The sequence below is a fragment of the Paenibacillus xylanilyticus genome (assembly GCF_047246825.1).
GTDB lineage: Bacteria > Bacillota > Bacilli > Paenibacillales > Paenibacillaceae > Paenibacillus > Paenibacillus xylanilyticus_B.
This window is the reverse complement of record NZ_JBFOLB010000003.1, coordinates 688,193-708,773: the sequence shown is the minus strand read 5'-3', so window position 1 is coordinate 708,773 and position 20,581 is coordinate 688,193. Positions and strand designations below refer to the sequence as shown.

Here is a 20,581-nt window from a genome sequence, read left to right as displayed (position 1 = left end):
CGCATGCATAGAATAAAGGTGCAGCGGCATAAGGAGGTAACAGAAATGGCTTTTGATGGCGGCAGTTATGATGTAATCGTCGTTGGTGCTGGGCATGCAGGTGTAGAATCAGCACTGGCCGCAGCCCGTATGGGATCCAAAACACTGATGATTACAATTAATCTGGATATGGTGGCCTTTATGCCTTGTAACCCATCCATTGGTGGACCAGCGAAAGGACATGTCGTACGTGAGATTGATGCGCTTGGCGGAGAAATGGGACGGAACATCGACAAGACGTTTATTCAGATGAGAATGCTCAACACAGGGAAAGGTCCAGCCGTTCATGCGCTGCGTGCTCAGGCGGACAAGTTCTCTTATCAGCATACAATGAAGGAAACGATGGAAAACGAGCGTAATCTCACCATGCGTCAAGGCATGGTAGACCGCCTGATTGTTGAAGACGGACATTGTGTAGGTGTCGTGACCCAGACAGGTACAGAGTATCGTGCCAAAGCGGTTGTTCTGACTACAGGTACTTATCTGCGCGGTAAAGTGATCATGGGTGAGTTGATGTACGAAAGTGGACCAAACAATCAACAGCCTTCGCTTAAATTGTCGGAGCATTTGCGTGAGCTTGGCTTCGATCTGGTACGTTTCAAAACAGGTACACCACCTCGTGTGCATAAGGATACGATTGATTTTAGCAAAACGGAAATTCAACCGGGCGACGACGTGCCGAAATTCTTTTCCTATGAGACAGAATCTTCGGACAACGAACAGCTGCCATGCTGGTTGACATACACTTCAGTCGAGACACATCAGATCATTAATGATAACCTGCACCGCGCGCCGATGTTCTCGGGAGTCATTGAAGGCACCGGTCCACGTTACTGCCCATCCATTGAGGATAAAATCGTTCGTTTCAGCGACAAGCCGAAACATCAGATCTTCCTGGAGCCAGAAGGTAAAAATACATCCGAGTATTATGTACAAGGACTGTCTACCAGCCTGCCTGAGGATGTTCAGCTTGCCGTTCTGCGTTCGATTCCGGGAATGGAAAAAGTAGAAATGATGCGTAATGGTTATGCTATTGAATACGATGCAATGGTACCTACACAACTCTGGCCTTCGCTTGAAACGAAACGTCTGCCAGGTCTGTTCACAGCGGGCCAAATTAATGGTACCTCCGGCTATGAAGAAGCAGCAGGGCAAGGCATTATGGCGGGGATCAACGCAGCGCGCAAAGTACAAGGTAAAGAGCCTGTTATCCTCGATCGTTCCCAAGGTTATATTGGCGTGTTGATTGATGACCTGGTGACTAAAGGAACAAACGAACCTTATCGTCTGCTCACATCCCGTGCTGAATATCGTTTGCTGCTTCGTCATGATAATGCAGATATGCGTTTGACGGAAATTGGTCATGACATTGGCCTGGTATCGGAGGAGCGTTATGCGAAATTCCTCGACAAGAAGGCCAAAGTGGACGTGGAAGTTGAACGTCTGAAAGCTGCTAAGGCACGTCCCGCGGATGTAAATCCGAAGCTTGAAGAGTTTGGCTCCACACCTATTCAGGATGGAAGCACACTTCTTACCCTATTGCGTCGTCCGGAAATTACGTACGATTGGATTGAACAGGTCTCACCATCTGAGGTGGAACTGACGGCAGATATGAAGGAACAAGTGGAAATCCAAATTAAATATGCGGGTTATATTGAGAAGCAATTGATCCACGTGGAACGTTTGCAAAAGATGGAGAAGAAGAAAATTCCGGATACGATTGAATATAATGATGTTCATGGTCTGGCAATGGAAGCGAAGCAAAAGCTGTCTACCATTCGTCCAATTTCAATTGGTCAGGCTTCCCGGATCGCCGGGGTTACACCTGCCGACATTTCCATTCTGCTGGTCTACCTGGAGCATTATAACCGTGTAACCGCAGCAAGGGGACAATAATGGACGATATTCAACAGCAATTGCAGCTTAGGCTGAAAGAGCATGGCTTGGAGCTGGATGAACGCCAACTGGAACAGTTCGAGTTGTATTTTCAGGAATTGGTATCCTGGAATGAAAAGATGAACCTGACAGGGATTACGGAACGGGAGCAGGTATATACCAAGCACTTTTATGATTCGGTATCTCTGGCTTTTTATACGGATATGACGAAAGTGGAGAACCTTGCTGATATTGGCTCTGGAGCAGGCTTCCCCGGCATACCACTGAAAATTTGCTTCCCGCACATCAAGGTGACGATCATTGATTCACTCAATAAGCGTATTGGATTTCTGCAGCATGTTGTGGATACACTCGGTCTTGCGGGAGTAGAGTTGATTCATGGCCGTGCGGAGGAATTGGGACGTAAAGAAGGGTATCGGGACAGCTACGATCTGGTTACTGCGCGTGCAGTAGCGAAGCTGGCGGTACTAAATGAATTTTGTTTGCCGTTTGTTCGCAAAGGTGGGATGTTTGCCGCGATGAAGGGCGGAGACCCGCGTGAAGAAATGAAGGAAGCAGAATTCAGCTTCAATCAGCTGAGAGGACGGGTCAAAGCGGTCCATCCGTTCCAGCTGCCAGTAGAGGAGTCGGCGCGTCATATTATTTTGATTCAAAAGTTTGACAAAACGCCTCATAAATATCCCCGTAAACCGGGGACACCGCTGAAGACTCCGTTGGTTTAGTATTAGAGTGTGTGTTAGAGTCGCGTGAAGACATCATTAAATGGGTAATTCTAGGCAAAAATTATTGCAGTTAACGATGCTTAACGAAGATTTAGCGCAGAAATAGATTGAAAGGGATGTTTCACGTGAAACATCCCTTTTTTTATTTTCAGATACATAACAAAAATCAAGAAACGATTATACAACAAAAACAGAGAAAAGAATGGAGCAAATCAGAAGAAAACCGACAAGATGGGCAGAGAAAAAGCAGGAAAATTAGGAGAGTTTAAAGAATAGGTTAGAATAGGATTATGATAGAAAAGATGATAGAATAGAAGTAGCCGGTCTTGTGTATCAGAGATCATAGATTATATATAAATAGATTTTGTATGCAGCATAGACATTGGATCAGAACGTGGTGTAAAAAGGCAAAACTTATTCGAGAACGACAACATATGAGGGGTCGCATTTAGAATAAGAAGCACCTGCATTGTTGCGGGAGCTATTACGAAACTAGGTGGTAATCTACGGAATGAAAGAACAATTTTCGAAGTTGTTTGGTTTGGCGGAGCGCAATAACGGAGATGAGATAAAACAAATTCCGGTCAATGAAATAGTAAGCAGCCCGTATCAACCCCGTACTATTTTTGATGATGATAAGATTGATGAGTTGTTGCAGACGATCAAAACCCATGGAGTCATTCAGCCTATTGTTGTCCGTGTACGAAATGGATCCTATGAGATTATTGCCGGAGAGCGTCGCTGGCGTGCAGTTCGAAAACTGGGCCTGGATCATATTCCAGCCATTGTGCGTGAATTTAATGATTCACAGGCTGCCTCCATTGCATTGATTGAGAACCTCCAGCGTGAAGGGCTCACATCCATTGAAGAAGCGGTTGCTTATCAAAAATTGATTGATCTTCATCAGCTGACGCAAGAAAGCCTTGCACAGCGTTTGGGCAAAAGCCAGTCAACCATCGCCAACAAAATTCGGTTGTTACAGCTCCCGGAAGGGATTAAGACTGCATTGATGGAACGTAAAGTTTCCGAACGTCATGCTAGAGCTTTGCTATCGCTGGACTCAGAAGAACTGCAAATGAAATTACTTGGCGAAATTATTGAAAAAGAGTTGAATGTAAAACAAACCGAAGCAAGGGTTGCCTTTTACAAAGAAGCTTCCAAAATCAAAAAATCCAAACGCATCTCATTTACCAAAGATGTCAGACTGGCTCTGAACACAATTCGCCAATCGATCGATATGGTATCAGGTTCGGGTATGGATATCAAAACCAAAGAAGCAGATCACGAGGATCATTACGAGATCGTCATTCATATTCCGAAACGCAAATAGTTGAAGCTTAAGGCGGCAATGGGGCCGCTTTTTCTGTCTATAGAGCTGGTTGAAGCTTGAATTGAAGAGAGTGTTTGAAGAACGAAACGGTAGTTGTTGTTTGTGTGGACGATAGCCACCTGCTTTTAGTTAACTGTATCTCACAACCTACAAGAAAAGACTCCTATTTTATTTGAGGTGAAGTAATTGTCTAAGATTATGGCCGTAGCAAATCAAAAGGGCGGTGTGGGGAAAACGACGACATCTGTTAACTTGGGTGCAGGACTGGCTTCACTCGGGAAAAGAGTATTGCTTGTCGATATTGACCCTCAGGGGAACACGACCAGTGGAGTCGGAATCAATAAAGCAGATGTGGCCAATTGTATATATGATGTCATCATTAACGAAGTTCATCCTCAGGAAGCCATTGTGGAAACTCAAATTGAAGGTCTTCATATCATACCTGCAACGATTCAACTTGCCGGAGCCGAGATTGAGTTGGTATCTACCATATCACGGGAAGTTCGTTTGAAAAAGTCACTCGCCATGGTGAAAAAAAACTATGATTACATACTGATCGATTGCCCACCATCCCTTGGCATGTTAACGATCAATTCGTTAACCGCTTCCGATTCGGTGATCATTCCGATCCAGTGTGAGTATTACGCACTTGAAGGGCTAAGCCAGCTGCTCAACACAGTTCGTCTAGTGCAGAAACATTTGAATACCTCTTTGCAAATAGAGGGTGTGCTGCTCACCATGTTTGATGCCCGCACCAACTTGGGGATTCAGGTGATTGAAGAAGTGAAAAAATACTTCCAACAAAAAGTGTATCAAACCATTATTCCGCGTAATGTGCGACTTAGTGAAGCTCCTTCACATGGGCAGTCCATTATTACGTATGATCCCCGTTCACGAGGAGCAGAAGTGTATTTAGAGCTCGCAAAGGAAGTGATATCGTATGAGTAAGCGGCTCGGAAAAGGTCTGGATGCCCTCATTCCATCGCTTTCAATAAATGACGATGACAAGGTCGTAGAAATCCCGATTAGTCAATTGCGGGCAAATCCTTATCAGCCTCGGAAAGTATTTGATGAGGATGCTATACATGAACTGGCGGAATCCATTCGTCAACACGGTGTCATACAACCTATTATTGTACGTACCGTACTGAGAGGTTACGAGATTATTGCCGGGGAACGTCGTTTTAGAGCATCCCAGTACTGTGGTAATGCAACAGTGCCTGCAGTAGTCCGCAATTTCAGTGATCAGCAGGTAATGGAGATAGCCTTAATTGAGAACCTTCAGCGGGAGAATCTGAATGCGATGGAAGTTGCTGTCGCCTATCAGGGCCTGATGGATCAATTCTCTCTGACACAGGAAGAGTTGTCTGTCAAAGTGGGAAAATCACGTTCTCATATTGCTAACTTTCTGCGTCTACTATCGTTGCCGGATGAAGTAAAAGACCATGTTTCACGTGGAACATTATCCATGGGGCATGCGCGCGCCATTGTCGGTGTGAAAGACCAGGACATGGTGAAACAGCTGGCTAAACAAACCATTGATCAACAATGGAGTGTACGTGAACTGGAAGAAGCGGTACAGCAACTGGATCGTTCCAAATCTGGAGAAGCCAAAACCAGATCCAAACTCAAGAAAAAAGATCCGTTTATTGATACGGTGGAAGAATCATTGCGTGAACGTTTCAAAACAACAGTAAAAATCAAGCACAACAAAGATAAAGGCAAAATCGAGCTCAACTACTACAGCAAACAAGATCTGGAGCGATTGTTGGAATTACTGCAATAGACAATCGTTAGGATCAACTTACAACACGCGGGGCTTTTTCATCTGATGACATATCGCCTCTGTACGATGGAGAAACGATATGTCATTGTTTGTTTTTAGGGACAGATAGGTTTCCTCATCAAACAGGACAGAGGTGGTTGAGAGTTGAAAGAAGTGATTTATCTGGATCATGCTGCAACATCATGGCCTAAACCACCTGCTGTTGGTGAAGCAATGATGAACGCCCTCGATGTTGCCGGAGCAAACCCAGGCAGAGGCAGCCATAGAATGGCTGTTCAAGCAAGCCGTGTACTCTTTGACACGAGAAAGGTTCTATCCAGTCTTTTCGGCATAAGTAATGCCAATGATATTGCACTTGGTTCCAACACGACAGAAGCGTTGAATCTTGCAATCCAAGGCTGGCTGCGAGAAGGGGATCATGTCATTGCTACAATGGCTGAACATAACTCGGTCAGGAGGCCTGTGGAATATTTGCGAAGGGTTCGGAAGGTAGAAGTGGATTATGTACCTCTCAATGCATCAGGTTCTATAGATTTGGTTCAAATGGAACGAATGTTCCGTCCAAATACTAGACTGGTAGTCTGCACTCATAGTTCCAATCTGCTGGGCAGCATTTTACCAATTGGCGAAATATCGCTTATATGCCATAAACATCAGGCGACATTGCTTGTAGATGCCGCTCAAAGTGCTGGCATTATGCCAGTGAATGTGCAGCAATTAGGTATTGATATGTTAGCCTTTCCAGGACATAAAGGCTTGCTCGGTCCGCAGGGCACAGGGGGACTTTATATCGCTCCCGAGCTTGATGTCGAGCCGCTTCTTCATGGCGGGACAGGCAGCCAGTCTGAAGCCATTCGGCAGCCGCTTGTTCGTCCGGACCGATATGAGGCGGGGACACCGAATACCGTAGGCATGGCAGGTCTTGCAGCTGGTGTAAGGCATGTGATGGAATTGACCCCGGAATCGATCTATAAGCATGAATGGGAATTGACACAATACATGATGCACGGGTTATCATCCGTACAGGGAATTCGAATGCTGGGCCCAGGACTTGAACAACCACGTACTGGGTTGGTATCCTTTACGATAGAGGGATATGACTCTGCTCAGCTTGCTTTTCAGCTGGATCGTCATTATGGCATTGCTGTTCGCTCCGGTTTTCACTGTACACCTCTTGCTCATGAATCTGCCGGAACAACGTTGAGCGGGGCTGTCAGGGCCAGCGTGGGGTACACAACGACTAGCCAAGATATAGATACACTGATTGCAGCAGTACATGAATTGACGAAATCAAGGTGAATCAATATCATGTCTGAATTAGAGTTTAAAAATTAGAGATACATCACAAAAAAATGGAAAATTAATGATTAGTCATTAGTAATAAAGGGTTTATTTATAAGGGGAAGGTCTGACGAATCTTTAGTGGTTCGTTGGCTAAAATGAACGGATGGTTACTGAACAAACAAACAGAGGGGTAGTTGCACTACATGGCTGAATTAAACGAGCTGATTCTGGAACAGCTGCTATGGATTATTGGCGGAATGGCATTATTATTGGTGATCTTACTGATTGTGAGTATTGCCCAAGGCGCGAAGTTGAGGAAGTTCAAACGGAAATACGAAGCGATGATGGCTGGCAGCGGGGTAGAGGATCTGGAATCATTGTTGATCAATCTGAAAATTCAGATGGACAGCATCGAGGATGAGCATAAACTGCAAACCAGTCAATTACAGACAGTCATGCAAAAACTGACTCGTATCCAGGGGAAAGTTGGCGTGAAACGCTACAATGCCTATGGAGAAAGAGGCAGTGACTTAAGCTTCTCGATGGCCATGATTAATGATAATCAAGATGGTATGATCCTTACAGGGATCTACAATCGTGATGGTTCTTATGTGTATGCCAAACCTCTTAAAGGGGGAGAGTCAACGTATACACTATCCCCTGAAGAGAAAGAGGCAATTACTCTGGCACAGCAAGCAGAGTAGAGCGTGTATGCCATTCGCGAATGGCTGAGTAAAGACTGCTCGCTATAATTTCAGACATGCGCATGACAAGACTAAGCCGTGTGTTTTGCAGAACAAAGTATTCCATAAAGCCGCCGACGTTAACGATACCAGTAAGATGGATATCGCCGACCGGCGGTAATTCTTTATTTACACCCGCTCCAGGTTTGAGAGGCCCATTGACGACCTGGATACAGCCGACACTGGAAGACTGACCGAGACAAGCATCAATCCCAATGACATACGGGTTATGGTGTGTATTCTGTATCGTATTAAGGGTGTCTTGCAGGTTCATCGCATGTACAGGTTCGTCCAATGTGCCATACAGATGAAATAGAGGGCTGTCCCACTTGGCAAGTGAAGAACCGACCAGAGGACCGAGACAGTCTCCGGTGGAGCGATCTGTACCGATGCAGACAATAACAACATTTTGAAGAGAATGAGCCTTATAGAGATGGAACATTAAACGATGTATAATGGCGGAGTGTATGCCTGGATCGGTATGTGGAATTTTCAAACTGGTCATATCTTGGGATGAATAAGAACGCGAAATGGGATTCATAGGATCTATCCTTTCCCCTTGAGAATGGTAGTAACAGTATATGGAAGGATAGAAGGTTTTATACTTCGTAAGGACAAGCTTTTTCTAAAGGGATTGGATGTTGGGATTCAGACCTTGGAGGAGGCATGAAAAGCCGAAAGGAGCCGGTTATGGACGAGTGGATGGATGATTGGATGCTGATTGCCTTTGATTCTACCCAGCAGGCTTTGCGAGCGGAGATGCTGCTTGAGTTTGCCGAGATTGAAATTGATCTGTTTCCTACCCCGAAAGAGATCACGGCTGGCTGTGCTCTTTGTATACAGTTTCCCAAGGAAGATCTGGCAAGAGTGCAGCAGATCATCCGGAACGAGTTTGTGGAGATCCGGGGCCTCTATTTCAAAACGGAAGACAGCTATGATAACATACCCATGTAGAGGAGGTTGGATCGATGTTGCCATTTAGATTTTATGCTGCAGCTCCGGCTGATCCGGCGGGTGAACCTACCCCTTTAGAAGATACGGTAAAAAATGCTATCACCTGGACGGATAAGTTATGGAACTCTGTTACTGACGCGGATATGTGGCTAAACATTCTGTTCAGCTCCATTCGCATTGTTATTATTTTTATTATCACCCGTATTGTGATCAAGATCGTGTACCGCATTATCGATCGTAGCTTGGAACGGAAGCAGGAAGGTAAAGTCCGAGTGAACCCGCGCAGATTTGTGACGGTAGGTGAATTGTTGAAAAATGCGACTTCCATAACGTGTAATTTCATAATGATTCTGTTACTGTTATCTGAGATCAATATACAAGTCGGTCCACTCTTGGCCAGCGCCGGTGTTCTTGGACTTGCAATAGGTTTCGGTGCACAGGGATTGGTCAAGGATGTTATTACCGGTTTCTTCATTATATTGGAGGATCAATTCGCTGTAGGGGACGTCATTCAGACAGGTACCTATAAAGGTACGGTTGAAGTGATTGGGCTGAGAACGACCAAATTGGTGAGTTGGCAAGGTGAAGTCCATATCATCCCGAACGGTACAATAGCGAGTGTAACGAACTTTTCCATGTCTAATTCCCTTGCAGTTGTAGATATCCCGATGAAGGGAGAACAGACATTGGACGAATCTGTTCACTTGGTTAAGCAGGCTTTGGTTGGGATCGAGGAGCGTGACCTTAACATTGTGAAGGTTCCAGACGTGCTCGGCATTCAGTCCATGTCCACTTCGGAATATGTCGTTCGGATTGTCTCTGAGTGCATGCCAAATTCCAGAGCCTCTGTAGAGCGTCAGATCCAAAGTGATGTGAAGAAAACAATGGAGTATCATGAGATGGGAAAGCTCGCTGCATTGGAGCAGGCAGCGGGGCAGGAGAAGGACGAAGGGAATGGTACTGGTGGAGCGTAAAAGTTTCCAGCTTGGAGACGTTGTACAGATGAAAAAGCAGCATCCCTGTGGAAGCAATGAGATGGAGATCATTCGAATGGGCATGGACATCCGGATCAAATGCGTTGGCTGTAAACACAGTGTACTTATTCCAAGAGCTAAATTCGAAAAAAACATGAAAAAGGTACTTCGTTCGGCCGAAGATGCTGCGGAATCCTAAAGAGAAGTTTGCAGCAAACTTCGCCCAAAATAACGTTTTCATCCAAGCAAAGCGAAGGTGTTGCGTTCTGTAATTGATCATGCTATAATCAGTATTGCTGCGGAAAGGTACCCAAGAGGCCCAAGGGGGCTGACTCGAAATCAGCTAGGCGTGTCACAGCGTGCGTGGGTTCGAATCCCACCCTTTCCGCCACTTACAGCTTTGACCATGGATGAGTAATATACTCAGATACGTTGAGTTTGTATAAAGTAAATGAGACCTTCCTATATGGAAGGTTTTTTGTTTTGTTCTATAGGAAATGGTTTGTAAATTGCAAAGACAAAAACAAAGAGCCCCGAAGGGCTCCTTGTCGGCGGTACATCGGTTAGTTAGGAAACAATCGGTCGTAAGATCAGAAACCTGGCGTACTGCGATTGCAATACTCGTGCTCAGACGAAGGGCCTTACACACAACCACTTGCTTCTTAGATTACGTGATGAATCTCCAACATTACACGATCGGCTGCGTTGTCCAACGGAACCACACCTCTCTCGTGTACCGCCTGATTGTATTATGTGCATTATCACGTTTTATATACATGCATAATAAAAAAAGTTTTCTTTTAATGAACGCGAGCCTTTGTAAGTCTCTTCCACTTCCGGTTCTGGTTGCTCGTTTCAGGAAAGGACTCCCCTTTTTTAAGGGTTATTCGTCTAGGATTTTGAATTTCGGTATGGAAGCTTTTTTCTCCGACTTCCGTATACTCTCCATCATTCGGTGCTTTGTCACCTTTTTCAAACTCGGTTTGTTCACCCATGGTAAGACCTCCTTAGATATTTTCTTATTACTGCCTCCATAGTGTGCTCCATAAATGGAACGAACATGTGCCAATAAGAACAGGGAACGTTTGCTTGCATTGGAGCTTTGTTTTTGTTATATTAATATAGTTCGAGTTTGTGCTCGTTCCTTGCTCTCAACCTGGATTGAGGGCCAGAGTCCATAAGGAGGTGAAAATTATGCGCAAATATGAAGTGATGTACATTATTCGTCCTGACGTTGAGCAAGAAGTTGTTCAAGCTACAGTCGATAAATTCCAAGGCATCATCTCCAACGGCGGTGGTGAAGTTACAGCTCACGACGTTATGGGTAAACGCCGTCTTGCGTATGAGATCAAGAAATTCCGTGATGGTGTTTATGTTCTGGTACACTTCACTGCTGAACCAGCAGTAGTTACTGAGCTTGAGCGTCTGATGAAAATTTCTGACGAAGTAATTCGTTATCTCATTACAAACGACGTTAAATCTGCCTAAGACAACCCGTGATCAACGCACCAATACGCTCTGAAGGAGGGGATTACATTGTTGAACCGTGTCATTCTGATCGGCCGGTTAACCCGGGATCCTGAGTTGCGTTATACTCCAGCAGGAGTAGCAGTTACGCAATTTACTTTGGCAGTGGACAGACCGTTTACAAGCCAAGGGGGAGAGCGGGAAGCGGATTTCATTCCGGTCGTAACCTGGAGACAGCTTGCTGAGACTTGTGCAAACTATTTGCGCAAAGGACGCCTAGCTGCAGTCGAAGGACGCATTCAAGTACGGAACTACGAGAATAACGAAGGAAAACGTGTATACGTGACCGAAGTCATTGCCGATAACGTCCGTTTCTTGGAGTCAGCTAACCGTGATAACAACGGTGGCAGCGGTGGGCAACCGATGCGTGAAGAGCCTTCTTACGGAGGCGGCGGGCGCGCGAACAATAACAATAATTCGCGTAGCAACAATCAGGATCCTTTTTCCGATGACGGAAAACCGATTGATATATCGGATGATGATTTGCCATTTTAACGTGAACCAAGGCTCTTAAGAGTGATTGGTTTAACGATAGGAAAGGACTGAAAAGCATGAGCTTCAAGCAAAGAGAAGGCGGAGACAACGATAAAAGACCGGCTCGCCGTGGCGGCCGTAACAAACGTCGTAAAGTGTGCTTCTTCACAGCTAACAAAATTACTCACATCGATTATAAAGATACGGACTTGCTTCGTAAATTTATCAGCGAACGTGGAAAAATTTTGCCACGCCGTGTAACAGGTACTAGCGCTAAATATCAACGCATGCTGACGATTGCGATCAAACGCTCCCGTCAAATCGCATTGCTGCCATACACAACTGAGTAGTCTTACTCAGCTTGCATACGAAGCAGCCGGCTTATCGCCGGCTGCTTTTTTGTTTATAGAAAAATAAAGAATTAGTTACCAGATCGCTTATGTTCGAGGACAAGTTTAAACTGATGGGAGATAAGCAATTGGGGTGCACATGATTTATAATAGATTATATTATAGACATGAGCAAAGTATGATATGAATCATTTTCTATTTATAATAGTCAAACACCAGGAGTGCATATGAACAAAACCAAAAGAAAAGAGCAGCAGAAGCGAAAAAAGAGTTTGCGTTTCTGGCTTATAGCTACTCTGCTGCTTTCGATTTTATATGTGTGGCTACAACAAAAAGAAAGCACGTACGAAATCTGGCCAGATCGTATTCAAGATGTTGCACCAATTACAGGTCTTCACCCGGTAGTAGCAGAGAGCGAGGAGCTATTGGTACGTAAAGCAGCCCGACGTGGTATAGAAGTCGTCATTACCCATGGTTATCGGAGTATAGAAGAGCAGGATGAGTTATTCAACCAAGGTCGTTCTAACGCTGGAAATATAGTTACCAATGCTCGGGGCGGAGAGTCCTATCATAACTATGGATTGGCAATCGATTTTGCACTTCGTACGCCAGATGGCGATGTCGTATGGGATATGGAACGTGATGATAACGGGAATGGTCAAGCAGACTGGATAGAAGTTGTCGATATGGCCAAGGAGCTGGGTTTTACGTGGGGAGGAGACTGGGCTAACTTTCCGGATTATCCTCATTTGCAAATGGATTTTGGTTTAAGCATAAATGAACTGAAGCGTGGAAAACGTCCACCCGAATCCCCATAGTTTCTATAATTAAAATACAATAAAGTGTATAAATATTGGATAAGCCTTGCATTTTGCAGGGCTTTTTTCATTCTTTTGTAAAAAAAAATGATAAAAGATTACAATTAGTCCTTTACAGCAGCAAATAAATAAATCTATACTATAATAACTAGAATTTTAACACGGACTTAATGATTAGCATAAATCTAATCAGATAGACATAAATTTGCTTAAATGACACCTGACATAAGCGAGACAAAGGAAATGTATTATTTATCACAAACTTAACATGGTGTTTTCAAAATAACAATTATCTTACAAATTAATACATAATTGATGTAATGTTAATGTCACATTTATTGATTCCAGTTATCTTCCAATCTAAAACCTCACGTAGAGCAGATCTAAATAAGCTCGAAATCCCCTTGATACGACCTTTTAAATATAACTAATATCCAAAAATGTGTCATGAGAAACATTTATACCAAAAATCTCAAAATAATCATTGACGTCACCTAAATTTACACGTATGATTACATTAATTATTTTGCTGTATAATTCCGCTAGGAATTATCAACATTAATTGACCAATGGTCTAAACAACAATGTCGAGGCTCGTTTCTCCTAATGAATTGGTATTTTGTATACACTTTTGTTCGTTATCTTCAAGAACATGGAAATATACAGTGGATGCATTCTTATAGATATGAATACAGTCTGCGGAAATTATGGGGTTAGGGTGATTGATTTGAACACAGAGCTATTGGAAGTCAGAAATCTAACTACATCATTCAGAATTGAAGATGACTATTATGCAGCGGTAGATCACGTTAACCTGACGGTTAAGAAGAACGAAGTATTAGCAATTGTTGGAGAATCAGGATCAGGTAAAAGTGCGTTTGCATTTTCAATTATGGGTCTGCATAACAAAGCCAAAATTGATGGCCAGATTCTATACAAAGGGCAGGATATCGCGAATATCGCTCCTAACAAAATGAACAAACTCCGCGGAAAAGAGATAGGGATGATTTTTCAGGACCCCCTTTCCGCATTAAATCCTCTGATGATTATTGGTGACCAGATCGATGAGATTCTGTCACTTCATCAACCTAAGCTATCTTCAAAAGAGAAGAAAGATAAGGTCATTCATCTGCTTAACCAAGTGGGCATCCCACGTCCCGAACAACTTTACAAGCAGTATCCTCACGAACTATCTGGTGGTATGAGACAGCGGGTTGTTATAGCGATTGCAATCGCCAATAAACCGGAATTGCTGATCGCCGATGAGCCAACAACAGCACTTGACGTTACGATTCAACTGCAAATTCTTGAACTTATCCGTGAGTTGAAGAACGAAATTCATGCCGGCATCATCCTGATTACGCATGACCTGGGAGTGGTCGCCGAGATGGCGGATCGTGTTGCGGTTATGTACGCAGGTGAGATTGTTGAAATTGCTGATATCTACACGCTAATGACCAACGCGAAGCATCCATACACAAGATCTCTATTAAACTCTATTCCTACCATTACTGAAGAAAAATCGAAGCTGCATGTCATTCAAGGCATTGTACCTTCATTAAAGAATCTTCCTCGCTACGGGTGTCGATTTAAGGCCCGAATTCCATGGATTAGTGATTCGGCCCATGAAGATAACCCACAGATGCATGAAATTGCTCCAGGTCACTTTGTACGTTGTACCTGTTACCAGCACTTTCATTTCCCTGATCAAGCTGAGGAGGAATAACATAATGGCACTACTCGAAGTTGAAGGACTCAAAATACACTTTCCGATTCGCGGTGGATTGATCAAACGTGAAATTGGCAGCATCAAGGCAGTCGACAATGTAAGCTTCTCCATTGAGCAGGGTCAGACTTACGGTCTTGTTGGTGAGTCAGGCTCAGGCAAGACAACGACAGGGAGAGCTGTCATTGGCCTCAATCATGTGACAGCAGGAAGAATTCTTTTCAACGGCAAAGATCTTGCCAAAGAGCGGCGAAAAGACCGACAACTTCAGCGAGACGTGCAAATGATCTTTCAGGATCCGTACTCTTCTCTAAATCCTAAGAAGAGGGTTATCGACATTATCGCTGAACCTCTCCGCAACTATGAGCGGCTGACAGCCACAGAAGAAAAGAGACAAGTCAGGGATTTGCTTGAAAAGGTCGGACTGAGTCCGGAATCCATCTATAAGTATCCTCATGAATTTTCCGGAGGACAACGGCAGCGGATCGGAATTGCCCGGGCAATTGCATTGAAGCCGAAACTGATCATTGCAGATGAGCCGGTATCCGCACTGGATGTATCCGTACAGGCACAGGTACTTAATTTCATGCAGGAGATTCAAAAGGAGTTAAATCTGACCTATCTGTTCATCAGCCATGATCTCGGAATCATCCGTCATATGTGTGATCAGATTGGAATTATGTATAAAGGTCGCTACGTAGAGCAAGGAACGACCGATGATATTTTTGAGAATCCACAGCATATTTATACCAAGCGTCTCATAGCAGCCATTCCGGATATGGATCCAACCAAACGTGACGAGATGAATGCTTTCCGTCAGCAGGTCAAATCCGAGTACGAGAATTCATACCGAGACTTCTTTGATGAGGAAGGGCTTGCTTACTCGCTCAAATCCATTTCCGATACTCACCGAGTAGCTCTACCTCAGAAAGGTTGAAGGCCATATGTGGAATATAATACTACGAAGAATCATGATTATGATCCCTCAGATTTTTTTGCTAAGTCTTTTGGTATTCTTGATGGCCAAGGCGATGCCAGGTGACGCGCTAACCGGCTTGCTTGATCCAAGCATTGATCCTAAAGCTCTGGATGAACAGAGAGAACGACTTGGACTTAACAATCCATGGTATGTACAGTATTGGGACTGGATCAGAAATGCAGCACAAGGCGACTTCGGGCAATCTTTTCGATTCAAAATGCCAGTTATGGACTTGATTGGTCAACGAATCTCAAATACATTCTGGCTGGCTTTTGCAACACTGGTGTTCACATACTTGATCGCGATTCCACTAGGCATTATCAGTGGTCGATACAATGATACATGGTCTGACCGTTTAATTACGGGTTACACCTATCTAGGTTTTGCAGCACCTTTGTTTATTTTTGCACTCGTTATGTTATGGATTTTTGGGTTCCACTTCGGATTATTCCCGACTGGAGGTAGCGTAGCACCAGGACTTACACCGGGAACATTTAGTTACGTTGCAAGTAAGTTCTATCATTTGTTATTGCCCGCCTTATCCATGGCTTTGATTGCTACAGTATCAACTGTTCAATACCTACGTAGCGAAATTATCGATATTAAGCACAAAGAGTTTGTTCTCACTGCGCGAGCCAAGGGTGCCTCGGAATCACGAGTTTACAACAGGCATATTTTAAGAAACTCTCTACTCCCGATCGCCGCATTCTTCGGTTATGAGATTACGGGACTTATCGGAGGTACCATTATCATTGAAAGTATATTCAGTTATCCGGGCATGGGACAGCTGTTTCTTAACTCAATCTCTCTTCGGGATTTCAGTGTTGTGACTGCGCTTGTCCTGATATTTGGTATAGCTACAATTCTGGGATCGCTGTTATCTGACATTATTCTTGGATTGGTAGATCCACGTATACGGATCAAGTAAGAACTTGAAGATTTCGGGGTGAATAAGATGAGCAAGGCCAATGATGTCGTTATAACTTCACAGAAGAAGATTGATAAGAGCCCCTCTAGCTTGAGTATCTTATGGAGGGAGCTAGTCCGAGATAAAGTGGCGCTAATTTCGCTCATATTTTTGGGATTAGTTTTATTACTAGTCTATGGAACAGCTTTGGTCCTGGATCAGGACGAAATTGTTAAAGTGGATCTATTCGCCTTGTATGAGCCGCCTTCCGCACAATATTGGTTAGGAACGGACTACGGGGGGCGGGATGTATTCGGACAACTAATCATAGGTACTCGAAACTCGATATCCATTGCCATTCTTGTTACGGTAATGACAGGTTTCTTGGGAATCCTGATTGGTTTACTGTCCGGTTACTTCGGAGGAGTGATTGACAATATATTCATGCGTATTGTGGATTTCTTCATGGTTCTTCCGTTTATGATGATCGTTATCGCGTTTGTTACAGCAGTACCCAAATATAATATTACTTCGTTCTCGCTAATCATGACTGCTTTCCTATGGATGGGAATTGCCAGGTTGATTAGGTCTAAGGCATTACAGGAGCGCGAACTAGAATATGTAAAGGCGTCAAAAACGTTGGGTTCTTCCCATCTCAAAATCATGCTTTCACAGGTTCTACCTAATCTGAGTTCCATCATCATCGTAACGATGACATTGAACCTCGCTGCCAATATTGGCCTTGAATCCGGGTTGTCTTTCTTGGGATTTGGTTTCCCCGAGAGCACACCGAGTCTTGGAACACTTGTAAGTTATGCACGTAATCCGCAAACCCTGGAATCCAGATGGTGGATATGGCTACCTGCGTCAGTACTTATTCTGGTATTGATGTTGAGTATAAATAATGTCGGTCAAGCCCTGAAGCGTGCGACTGATGCAAGACAAAGAAGAGGTTAGAAAAGGGAGGAAAGGTTCATGAAAAAGAGATTTTTTTCACGGGGACTATTTTTCACGATGATGTTGGTCTTCGTGCTGGCGCTTGCGGCATGCTCGGAGAAAGAGGCAGCAACACCAACGCCTTCTACGAACACAGGGGACACTAAGACAGAGGAAAAACCCGCTAATGAAGAGGGCGTATATTCCATCGATGACTTCAACAATGTCAAAACCAATGAAGGTACTGCCATTGAAGGTGGATCCATTACATTCGGACTTGTATCAGACACTGCTTTTGAAGGCACACTGAATTACAATTTTTACTCGGGCGATCCGGACGTGCAAGTTCTTGGCTGGTTTGACGAAGGTTTGCTGACTTGGGATAAAGACTACGTATATACCAATGATGGTGCAGCAACGTATGAAACATCAGAAGATGGCAAAACGTTCACACTGACCATTCGTGATAATGTAAATTGGCACGATGGTAAGCCAGTAACAGCAGAAGATTTGCAGTTTGCTTATGAAGTAATCGGTAACAAGGACTACGATGGTCCTCGTTACGACTCCAACTTTACAAGTGTAGTAGGTATGGATGAATACCACGCTGGTAAAGCAAAAACAATCTCCGGTATTAAAGTGCTGAGCGACAAAAAAATCAGCATTACGTATAAAGAATCTACACCGTCCCTGCTGACAGGTGGCGTATGGACGTATCCGCTGGCTAAACATATCTTCGGAGATATGGATGTAGCGAAAATGTCCTCTTCCAAAGAAGTACGCGAAACTCCAATCGGTTTTGGTCCATTTAAAGTAGAAACCATCACTCCGGGTGAGTCTGTAACCTACGTGAAGAATGAAGACTACTGGCGTGGGGCTCCAAAACTGGATAAAGTGACTCTGAAAGTTATCAACCCAACAACGGTTGTTCAAGAATTGAAGTCTGGCGGGGTAGACCTCGTGGATGCATTCCCTACAGATCAATATAAAGACAATGCTGATATGTCCAACGTAGAATTCCTGGGTGCAATCGACCGTGCATACACGTACATCGGTTTCAAACTGGGTACATGGGATGAAGCAAACGGAAAAGTTGTAACCAATCCTGATGCAAAAATGGCTGACAAAAACCTGCGTAAAGCCATGTGGATGGCTGTAGACAACGACCAAGTCGGTAAACGTTTCTACAACGGTCTGCGCTGGAACGCAACAACACTGATTCCACCGTCTCACCCTGAATTCCATGATTCCAACAATCCTGGTGTAGCATATGATCCTGAAGCAGCAAAAGCATTGCTTGATGAAGCTGGCTACAAATTGGACGGAGAATTCCGTACCAATCCGGACGGATCACCACTGGAAATCAATTTCGTTTCCATGACAGGCGGCGACACAGCTGAACCACTGGCACGTTATTATGTTCAATCCTGGGCAGCAATCGGTCTGAAGGTTAACCTGGAAATGGTTGAGTTCAACAGCTTCTATGACCGCGTAGGTAACACGGGTAAAGATGATCCTAACATCGATGTGTATCAAGCAGCATGGGGCGTTGGTATTGACGTAGACCCAGCTGGCCTGTATGGTCGCGATGCATTGTATAACTTCTCCAGATTCTCAAGCGAGAAAAATGATGAGTTGCTGGCAAAAGGTGTATCCGCTGAAGCATTTGATGTAGAGAAACGTAAAGAGATCTACAATGAATGGCAGCAGTACATGGTTGATGAAGTTCCTGTATTCCCAACACTGTATCGTGCAGTTGTAGCACCAGTGAACAAACGTGTAATGAACTACGCTATTGGTGATGGAACTGGTATCTACCTGAACGATCTGGCTGTTAACGCAGATAAACCAGTAGTGGCTGAGTAATCATAAAATTCTTATTCTATCTTTAAGTGCCTTGTTCTCAAGAAAAGGATACTTTCAACTCGATTTAGCAATCATAAGGATTGGGGTCCTTTGACGAAGTTGGTTGCTAGATCGGGTGAAGTAATCCTTCTAGGTAATATAAAAATGTCCTTCAAACATGGATTCTAAACGCTCTGGCATGGGGTGATTAGAATCCATGTTTTTTTGATGACAAAAAAATAAAAAAAATTTAACTTTTTTGCAAAAAAGTGCAGACCAAATGCCTCTTTGATTCGTCTATATCTATAAGAGGTGATTTGTTGATGAGAATATGGTGGAAACGGGCAGGAATGCTGCTGGCTCTACTGGTCATTATATATATGGGTGTAAAACCGGACATGCTGATAGGCAAGCCCGGAATCAAGGCAGAATCTGCGGTGCTAATGGATTTTAGTACAGGGAAAATTTTGCTCGATTTTAATGGATCTGAGGAGTTAGCCCCTGCAGGTATCAGTAAATTGATGACAGAGCTGCTTGTTATGGAAGCCGTCATGAATGGCGAGGTTCGCTGGGATGACCCTGTCAATGTCAGTCTGTACGCCAGTTCAGTGGGCGGAACTCAACTTGCGTTGAAAGAAGGCGAAAAGTTCACTGTTCAGGAGCTATTCCAGACGATGGCGGTATACTCCGCAAATGACGCAGCAGTTGCACTTGCAGAGCATATTGGTGGGACGGAACAGTCATTTGTACAGAAGATGAATGAGAAATCATCCGAGATTGGAATGTCACCAGATACGATCTTCACCAATTCTACGGGATTAAGCGAGAATCAGCTCGGTCCCAATCGTCCTGAATTAATTCAGGGACAGACGACTATGACGGCCACCGATGCGTGCAAGCTTGCACAATATCTGATCGAGAACCACCCCGATATACTGAACGTTTCCAGCCAAACACAGGTGTCTATCCATCAAAAAGGGATCTATATGAGTAACACGAACTGGATGCTATCCTCGATTGGTGGACCATACGCGTACGATGGCAATGATGGGTTGAAGACGGGTTATGATCAAAATACAGGATACCACTTCGTAGGAACAGCAGAGCGTGATGGCAAAAGGCTAATTTCGGTCGTATTCGGGACGGAAAGTCGCGAAAGCCGTTTTAATGAAACACGCAAGTTGCTCAATTATGGCTTCTCTGGTTCAAATCAATAATTGCTGCAATATTCCCTTTACTGTTAACTTATGGATTATCATGGTAGAATGATTTACGATAATACCATATTATT

At 44.1% G+C, this 20,581-nt stretch carries 22 protein-coding genes and 1 tRNA gene; 21 read left to right on the top strand and 2 right to left on the bottom strand.

Annotation, left to right across the window (positions count from 1 at the left end):
- The first annotated feature begins 45 nt into the window (after positions 1-45).
- The 7 genes from mnmG to AB3N00_RS22470 all read left to right on the top strand — a co-directional run bounded on the left by mnmG (position 46) and on the right by AB3N00_RS22470 (position 7,761).
- A complete protein-coding gene (gene mnmG, locus AB3N00_RS22500) occupies positions 46-1,935 on the top strand; it encodes a tRNA uridine-5-carboxymethylaminomethyl(34) synthesis enzyme MnmG (RefSeq protein ID WP_175394204.1) in 1,890 nt (629 codons plus the stop codon).
- On the top strand, positions 1,935-2,657 hold the full coding sequence (gene rsmG, locus AB3N00_RS22495) for a 16S rRNA (guanine(527)-N(7))-methyltransferase RsmG (RefSeq protein WP_413036576.1): 723 nt from the start codon (positions 1,935-1,937) through the stop codon (positions 2,655-2,657). The genes mnmG and rsmG overlap by 1 nt, the downstream gene beginning before the upstream one ends.
- A 511-nt stretch (positions 2,658-3,168) precedes the next feature.
- Positions 3,169-3,987, top strand: a complete 819-nt coding sequence (gene noc, locus AB3N00_RS22490; protein WP_413036575.1) for a nucleoid occlusion protein — start codon at positions 3,169-3,171, stop codon at positions 3,985-3,987.
- Between the two features lie 186 nt (positions 3,988-4,173).
- Entirely contained in the window at positions 4,174-4,935 is a 762-nt protein-coding gene (locus AB3N00_RS22485) for a ParA family protein (RefSeq protein ID WP_095293506.1), read from the top strand.
- A complete protein-coding gene (locus tag AB3N00_RS22480) occupies positions 4,928-5,773 on the top strand; it encodes a ParB/RepB/Spo0J family partition protein (RefSeq protein ID WP_413036574.1) in 846 nt (281 codons plus the stop codon). The genes AB3N00_RS22485 and AB3N00_RS22480 overlap by 8 nt, the downstream gene beginning before the upstream one ends.
- Positions 5,774-5,917: 144 nt before the next feature.
- Entirely contained in the window at positions 5,918-7,072 is a 1,155-nt protein-coding gene (locus AB3N00_RS22475; RefSeq protein WP_413036573.1) for an aminotransferase class V-fold PLP-dependent enzyme, read from the top strand.
- A 188-nt stretch (positions 7,073-7,260) separates the two neighbouring features.
- A complete protein-coding gene (locus tag AB3N00_RS22470; RefSeq protein WP_413036572.1) occupies positions 7,261-7,761 on the top strand; it encodes a DUF4446 family protein in 501 nt (166 codons plus the stop codon).
- Here AB3N00_RS22470 and yyaC read toward each other — a convergent pair.
- Positions 7,736-8,341 (bottom strand): spore protease YyaC, encoded by a 606-nt coding sequence (gene yyaC / locus AB3N00_RS22465; protein ID WP_175394198.1) that lies wholly within the window; start codon positions 8,339-8,341, stop codon positions 7,736-7,738. The genes AB3N00_RS22470 and yyaC overlap by 26 nt on opposite strands.
- A 161-nt stretch (positions 8,342-8,502) precedes the next feature.
- Between yyaC and AB3N00_RS22460 the strand changes: the two genes are divergently transcribed.
- The 4 genes from AB3N00_RS22460 to AB3N00_RS22445 all read left to right on the top strand — a co-directional run bounded on the left by AB3N00_RS22460 (position 8,503) and on the right by AB3N00_RS22445 (position 10,119).
- Positions 8,503-8,754 (top strand): DUF3343 domain-containing protein, encoded by a 252-nt coding sequence (locus AB3N00_RS22460; RefSeq protein ID WP_095293526.1) that lies wholly within the window; start codon positions 8,503-8,505, stop codon positions 8,752-8,754.
- Positions 8,755-8,768: 14 nt separating this feature from the next.
- Entirely contained in the window at positions 8,769-9,728 is a 960-nt protein-coding gene (locus tag AB3N00_RS22455; protein ID WP_413036571.1) for a mechanosensitive ion channel family protein, read from the top strand.
- Complete coding sequence (locus AB3N00_RS22450; RefSeq protein ID WP_175394218.1) at positions 9,718-9,927, top strand: DUF951 domain-containing protein; 210 nt, start codon at positions 9,718-9,720, stop codon at positions 9,925-9,927. The genes AB3N00_RS22455 and AB3N00_RS22450 overlap by 11 nt, the downstream gene beginning before the upstream one ends.
- Positions 9,928-10,028: 101 nt before the next feature.
- A tRNA-Ser gene (locus tag AB3N00_RS22445) sits at positions 10,029-10,119 on the top strand.
- Positions 10,120-10,528: 409 nt separating this feature from the next.
- Here the strand turns inward: AB3N00_RS22445 and AB3N00_RS22440 are convergent.
- Positions 10,529-10,723, bottom strand: a complete 195-nt coding sequence (locus AB3N00_RS22440) for a YjzC family protein (protein WP_095293500.1) — start codon at positions 10,721-10,723, stop codon at positions 10,529-10,531.
- Between the two features lie 199 nt (positions 10,724-10,922).
- Between AB3N00_RS22440 and rpsF the strand changes: the two genes are divergently transcribed.
- The 10 genes from rpsF (at position 10,923) to AB3N00_RS22390 (ending at position 20,507) form a co-directional block, all read left to right on the top strand.
- Positions 10,923-11,216 carry a 30S ribosomal protein S6 gene (gene rpsF / locus AB3N00_RS22435; RefSeq protein WP_024629534.1) on the top strand — a complete coding sequence of 98 codons (294 nt, stop codon included), beginning with the start codon at positions 10,923-10,925 and terminating at the stop codon, positions 11,214-11,216.
- Between the two features lie 48 nt (positions 11,217-11,264).
- Complete coding sequence (gene ssb, locus AB3N00_RS22430) at positions 11,265-11,750, top strand: single-stranded DNA-binding protein (protein WP_413036570.1); 486 nt, start codon at positions 11,265-11,267, stop codon at positions 11,748-11,750.
- Positions 11,751-11,806: 56 nt separating this feature from the next.
- On the top strand, positions 11,807-12,079 hold the full coding sequence (gene rpsR / locus AB3N00_RS22425; RefSeq protein WP_062327715.1) for a 30S ribosomal protein S18: 273 nt from the start codon (positions 11,807-11,809) through the stop codon (positions 12,077-12,079).
- Positions 12,080-12,306: 227 nt separating this feature from the next.
- Positions 12,307-12,897: a M15 family metallopeptidase gene (locus AB3N00_RS22420; RefSeq protein ID WP_413036569.1), complete on the top strand. Its 591-nt coding sequence runs from the start codon at positions 12,307-12,309 to the stop codon at positions 12,895-12,897.
- 727 nt (positions 12,898-13,624) lie between these two features.
- On the top strand, positions 13,625-14,623 hold the full coding sequence (locus AB3N00_RS22415; protein WP_413036615.1) for an ABC transporter ATP-binding protein: 999 nt from the start codon (positions 13,625-13,627) through the stop codon (positions 14,621-14,623).
- 4 nt (positions 14,624-14,627) lie between these two features.
- The gene (locus AB3N00_RS22410) at positions 14,628-15,560 is read left to right on the top strand and encodes an ABC transporter ATP-binding protein (RefSeq protein ID WP_413036568.1); all 933 of its coding nucleotides are present in this window, start codon (positions 14,628-14,630) and stop codon (positions 15,558-15,560) included.
- A gap of 7 nt (positions 15,561-15,567) precedes the next feature.
- Positions 15,568-16,530: an oligopeptide ABC transporter permease gene (gene opp4B, locus AB3N00_RS22405; RefSeq protein ID WP_095293495.1), complete on the top strand. Its 963-nt coding sequence runs from the start codon at positions 15,568-15,570 to the stop codon at positions 16,528-16,530.
- A 27-nt stretch (positions 16,531-16,557) separates the two neighbouring features.
- On the top strand, positions 16,558-17,466 hold the full coding sequence (locus tag AB3N00_RS22400; protein WP_413036567.1) for an ABC transporter permease: 909 nt from the start codon (positions 16,558-16,560) through the stop codon (positions 17,464-17,466).
- An 18-nt stretch (positions 17,467-17,484) separates the two neighbouring features.
- Complete coding sequence (locus AB3N00_RS22395) at positions 17,485-19,311, top strand: oligopeptide ABC transporter substrate-binding protein (protein WP_413036566.1); 1,827 nt, start codon at positions 17,485-17,487, stop codon at positions 19,309-19,311.
- Between the two features lie 302 nt (positions 19,312-19,613).
- Positions 19,614-20,507 carry a D-alanyl-D-alanine carboxypeptidase family protein gene (locus AB3N00_RS22390; protein WP_413036565.1) on the top strand — a complete coding sequence of 298 codons (894 nt, stop codon included), beginning with the start codon at positions 19,614-19,616 and terminating at the stop codon, positions 20,505-20,507.
- The last annotated feature ends 74 nt before the right edge of the window (positions 20,508-20,581 follow it).

Excerpts from the sequence above, each read along its gene's own strand:
- mnmG (WP_175394204.1), top strand. The coding sequence starts at position 46 with ATGGCTTTTGATGGCGGCAGTTATGATGTAATCGTCGTTGGTGCTGGG.
- rpsF (WP_024629534.1), top strand. The coding sequence starts at position 10,923 with ATGCGCAAATATGAAGTGATGTACATTATTCGTCCTGACGTTGAGCAA.
- rpsR (WP_062327715.1), top strand. The coding sequence starts at position 11,807 with ATGAGCTTCAAGCAAAGAGAAGGCGGAGACAACGATAAAAGACCGGCT.
- AB3N00_RS22440 (WP_095293500.1), bottom strand. The coding sequence starts at position 10,723 with ATGGGTGAACAAACCGAGTTTGAAAAAGGTGACAAAGCACCGAATGAT.
- rsmG (WP_413036576.1), top strand. The coding sequence starts at position 1,935 with ATGGACGATATTCAACAGCAATTGCAGCTTAGGCTGAAAGAGCATGGC.
- AB3N00_RS22480 (WP_413036574.1), top strand. The coding sequence starts at position 4,928 with ATGAGTAAGCGGCTCGGAAAAGGTCTGGATGCCCTCATTCCATCGCTT.
- AB3N00_RS22395 (WP_413036566.1), top strand. The coding sequence starts at position 17,485 with ATGAAAAAGAGATTTTTTTCACGGGGACTATTTTTCACGATGATGTTG.
- AB3N00_RS22420 (WP_413036569.1), top strand. The coding sequence starts at position 12,307 with ATGAACAAAACCAAAAGAAAAGAGCAGCAGAAGCGAAAAAAGAGTTTG.
- AB3N00_RS22390 (WP_413036565.1), top strand. The coding sequence starts at position 19,614 with ATGAGAATATGGTGGAAACGGGCAGGAATGCTGCTGGCTCTACTGGTC.
- AB3N00_RS22470 (WP_413036572.1), top strand. The coding sequence starts at position 7,261 with ATGGCTGAATTAAACGAGCTGATTCTGGAACAGCTGCTATGGATTATT.
- AB3N00_RS22455 (WP_413036571.1), top strand. The coding sequence starts at position 8,769 with ATGTTGCCATTTAGATTTTATGCTGCAGCTCCGGCTGATCCGGCGGGT.
- AB3N00_RS22400 (WP_413036567.1), top strand. The coding sequence starts at position 16,558 with ATGAGCAAGGCCAATGATGTCGTTATAACTTCACAGAAGAAGATTGAT.
- noc (WP_413036575.1), top strand. The coding sequence starts at position 3,169 with ATGAAAGAACAATTTTCGAAGTTGTTTGGTTTGGCGGAGCGCAATAAC.
- AB3N00_RS22460 (WP_095293526.1), top strand. The coding sequence starts at position 8,503 with ATGGATGATTGGATGCTGATTGCCTTTGATTCTACCCAGCAGGCTTTG.
- AB3N00_RS22410 (WP_413036568.1), top strand. The coding sequence starts at position 14,628 with ATGGCACTACTCGAAGTTGAAGGACTCAAAATACACTTTCCGATTCGC.
- opp4B (WP_095293495.1), top strand. The coding sequence starts at position 15,568 with ATGTGGAATATAATACTACGAAGAATCATGATTATGATCCCTCAGATT.
- yyaC (WP_175394198.1), bottom strand. The coding sequence starts at position 8,341 with ATGAATCCCATTTCGCGTTCTTATTCATCCCAAGATATGACCAGTTTG.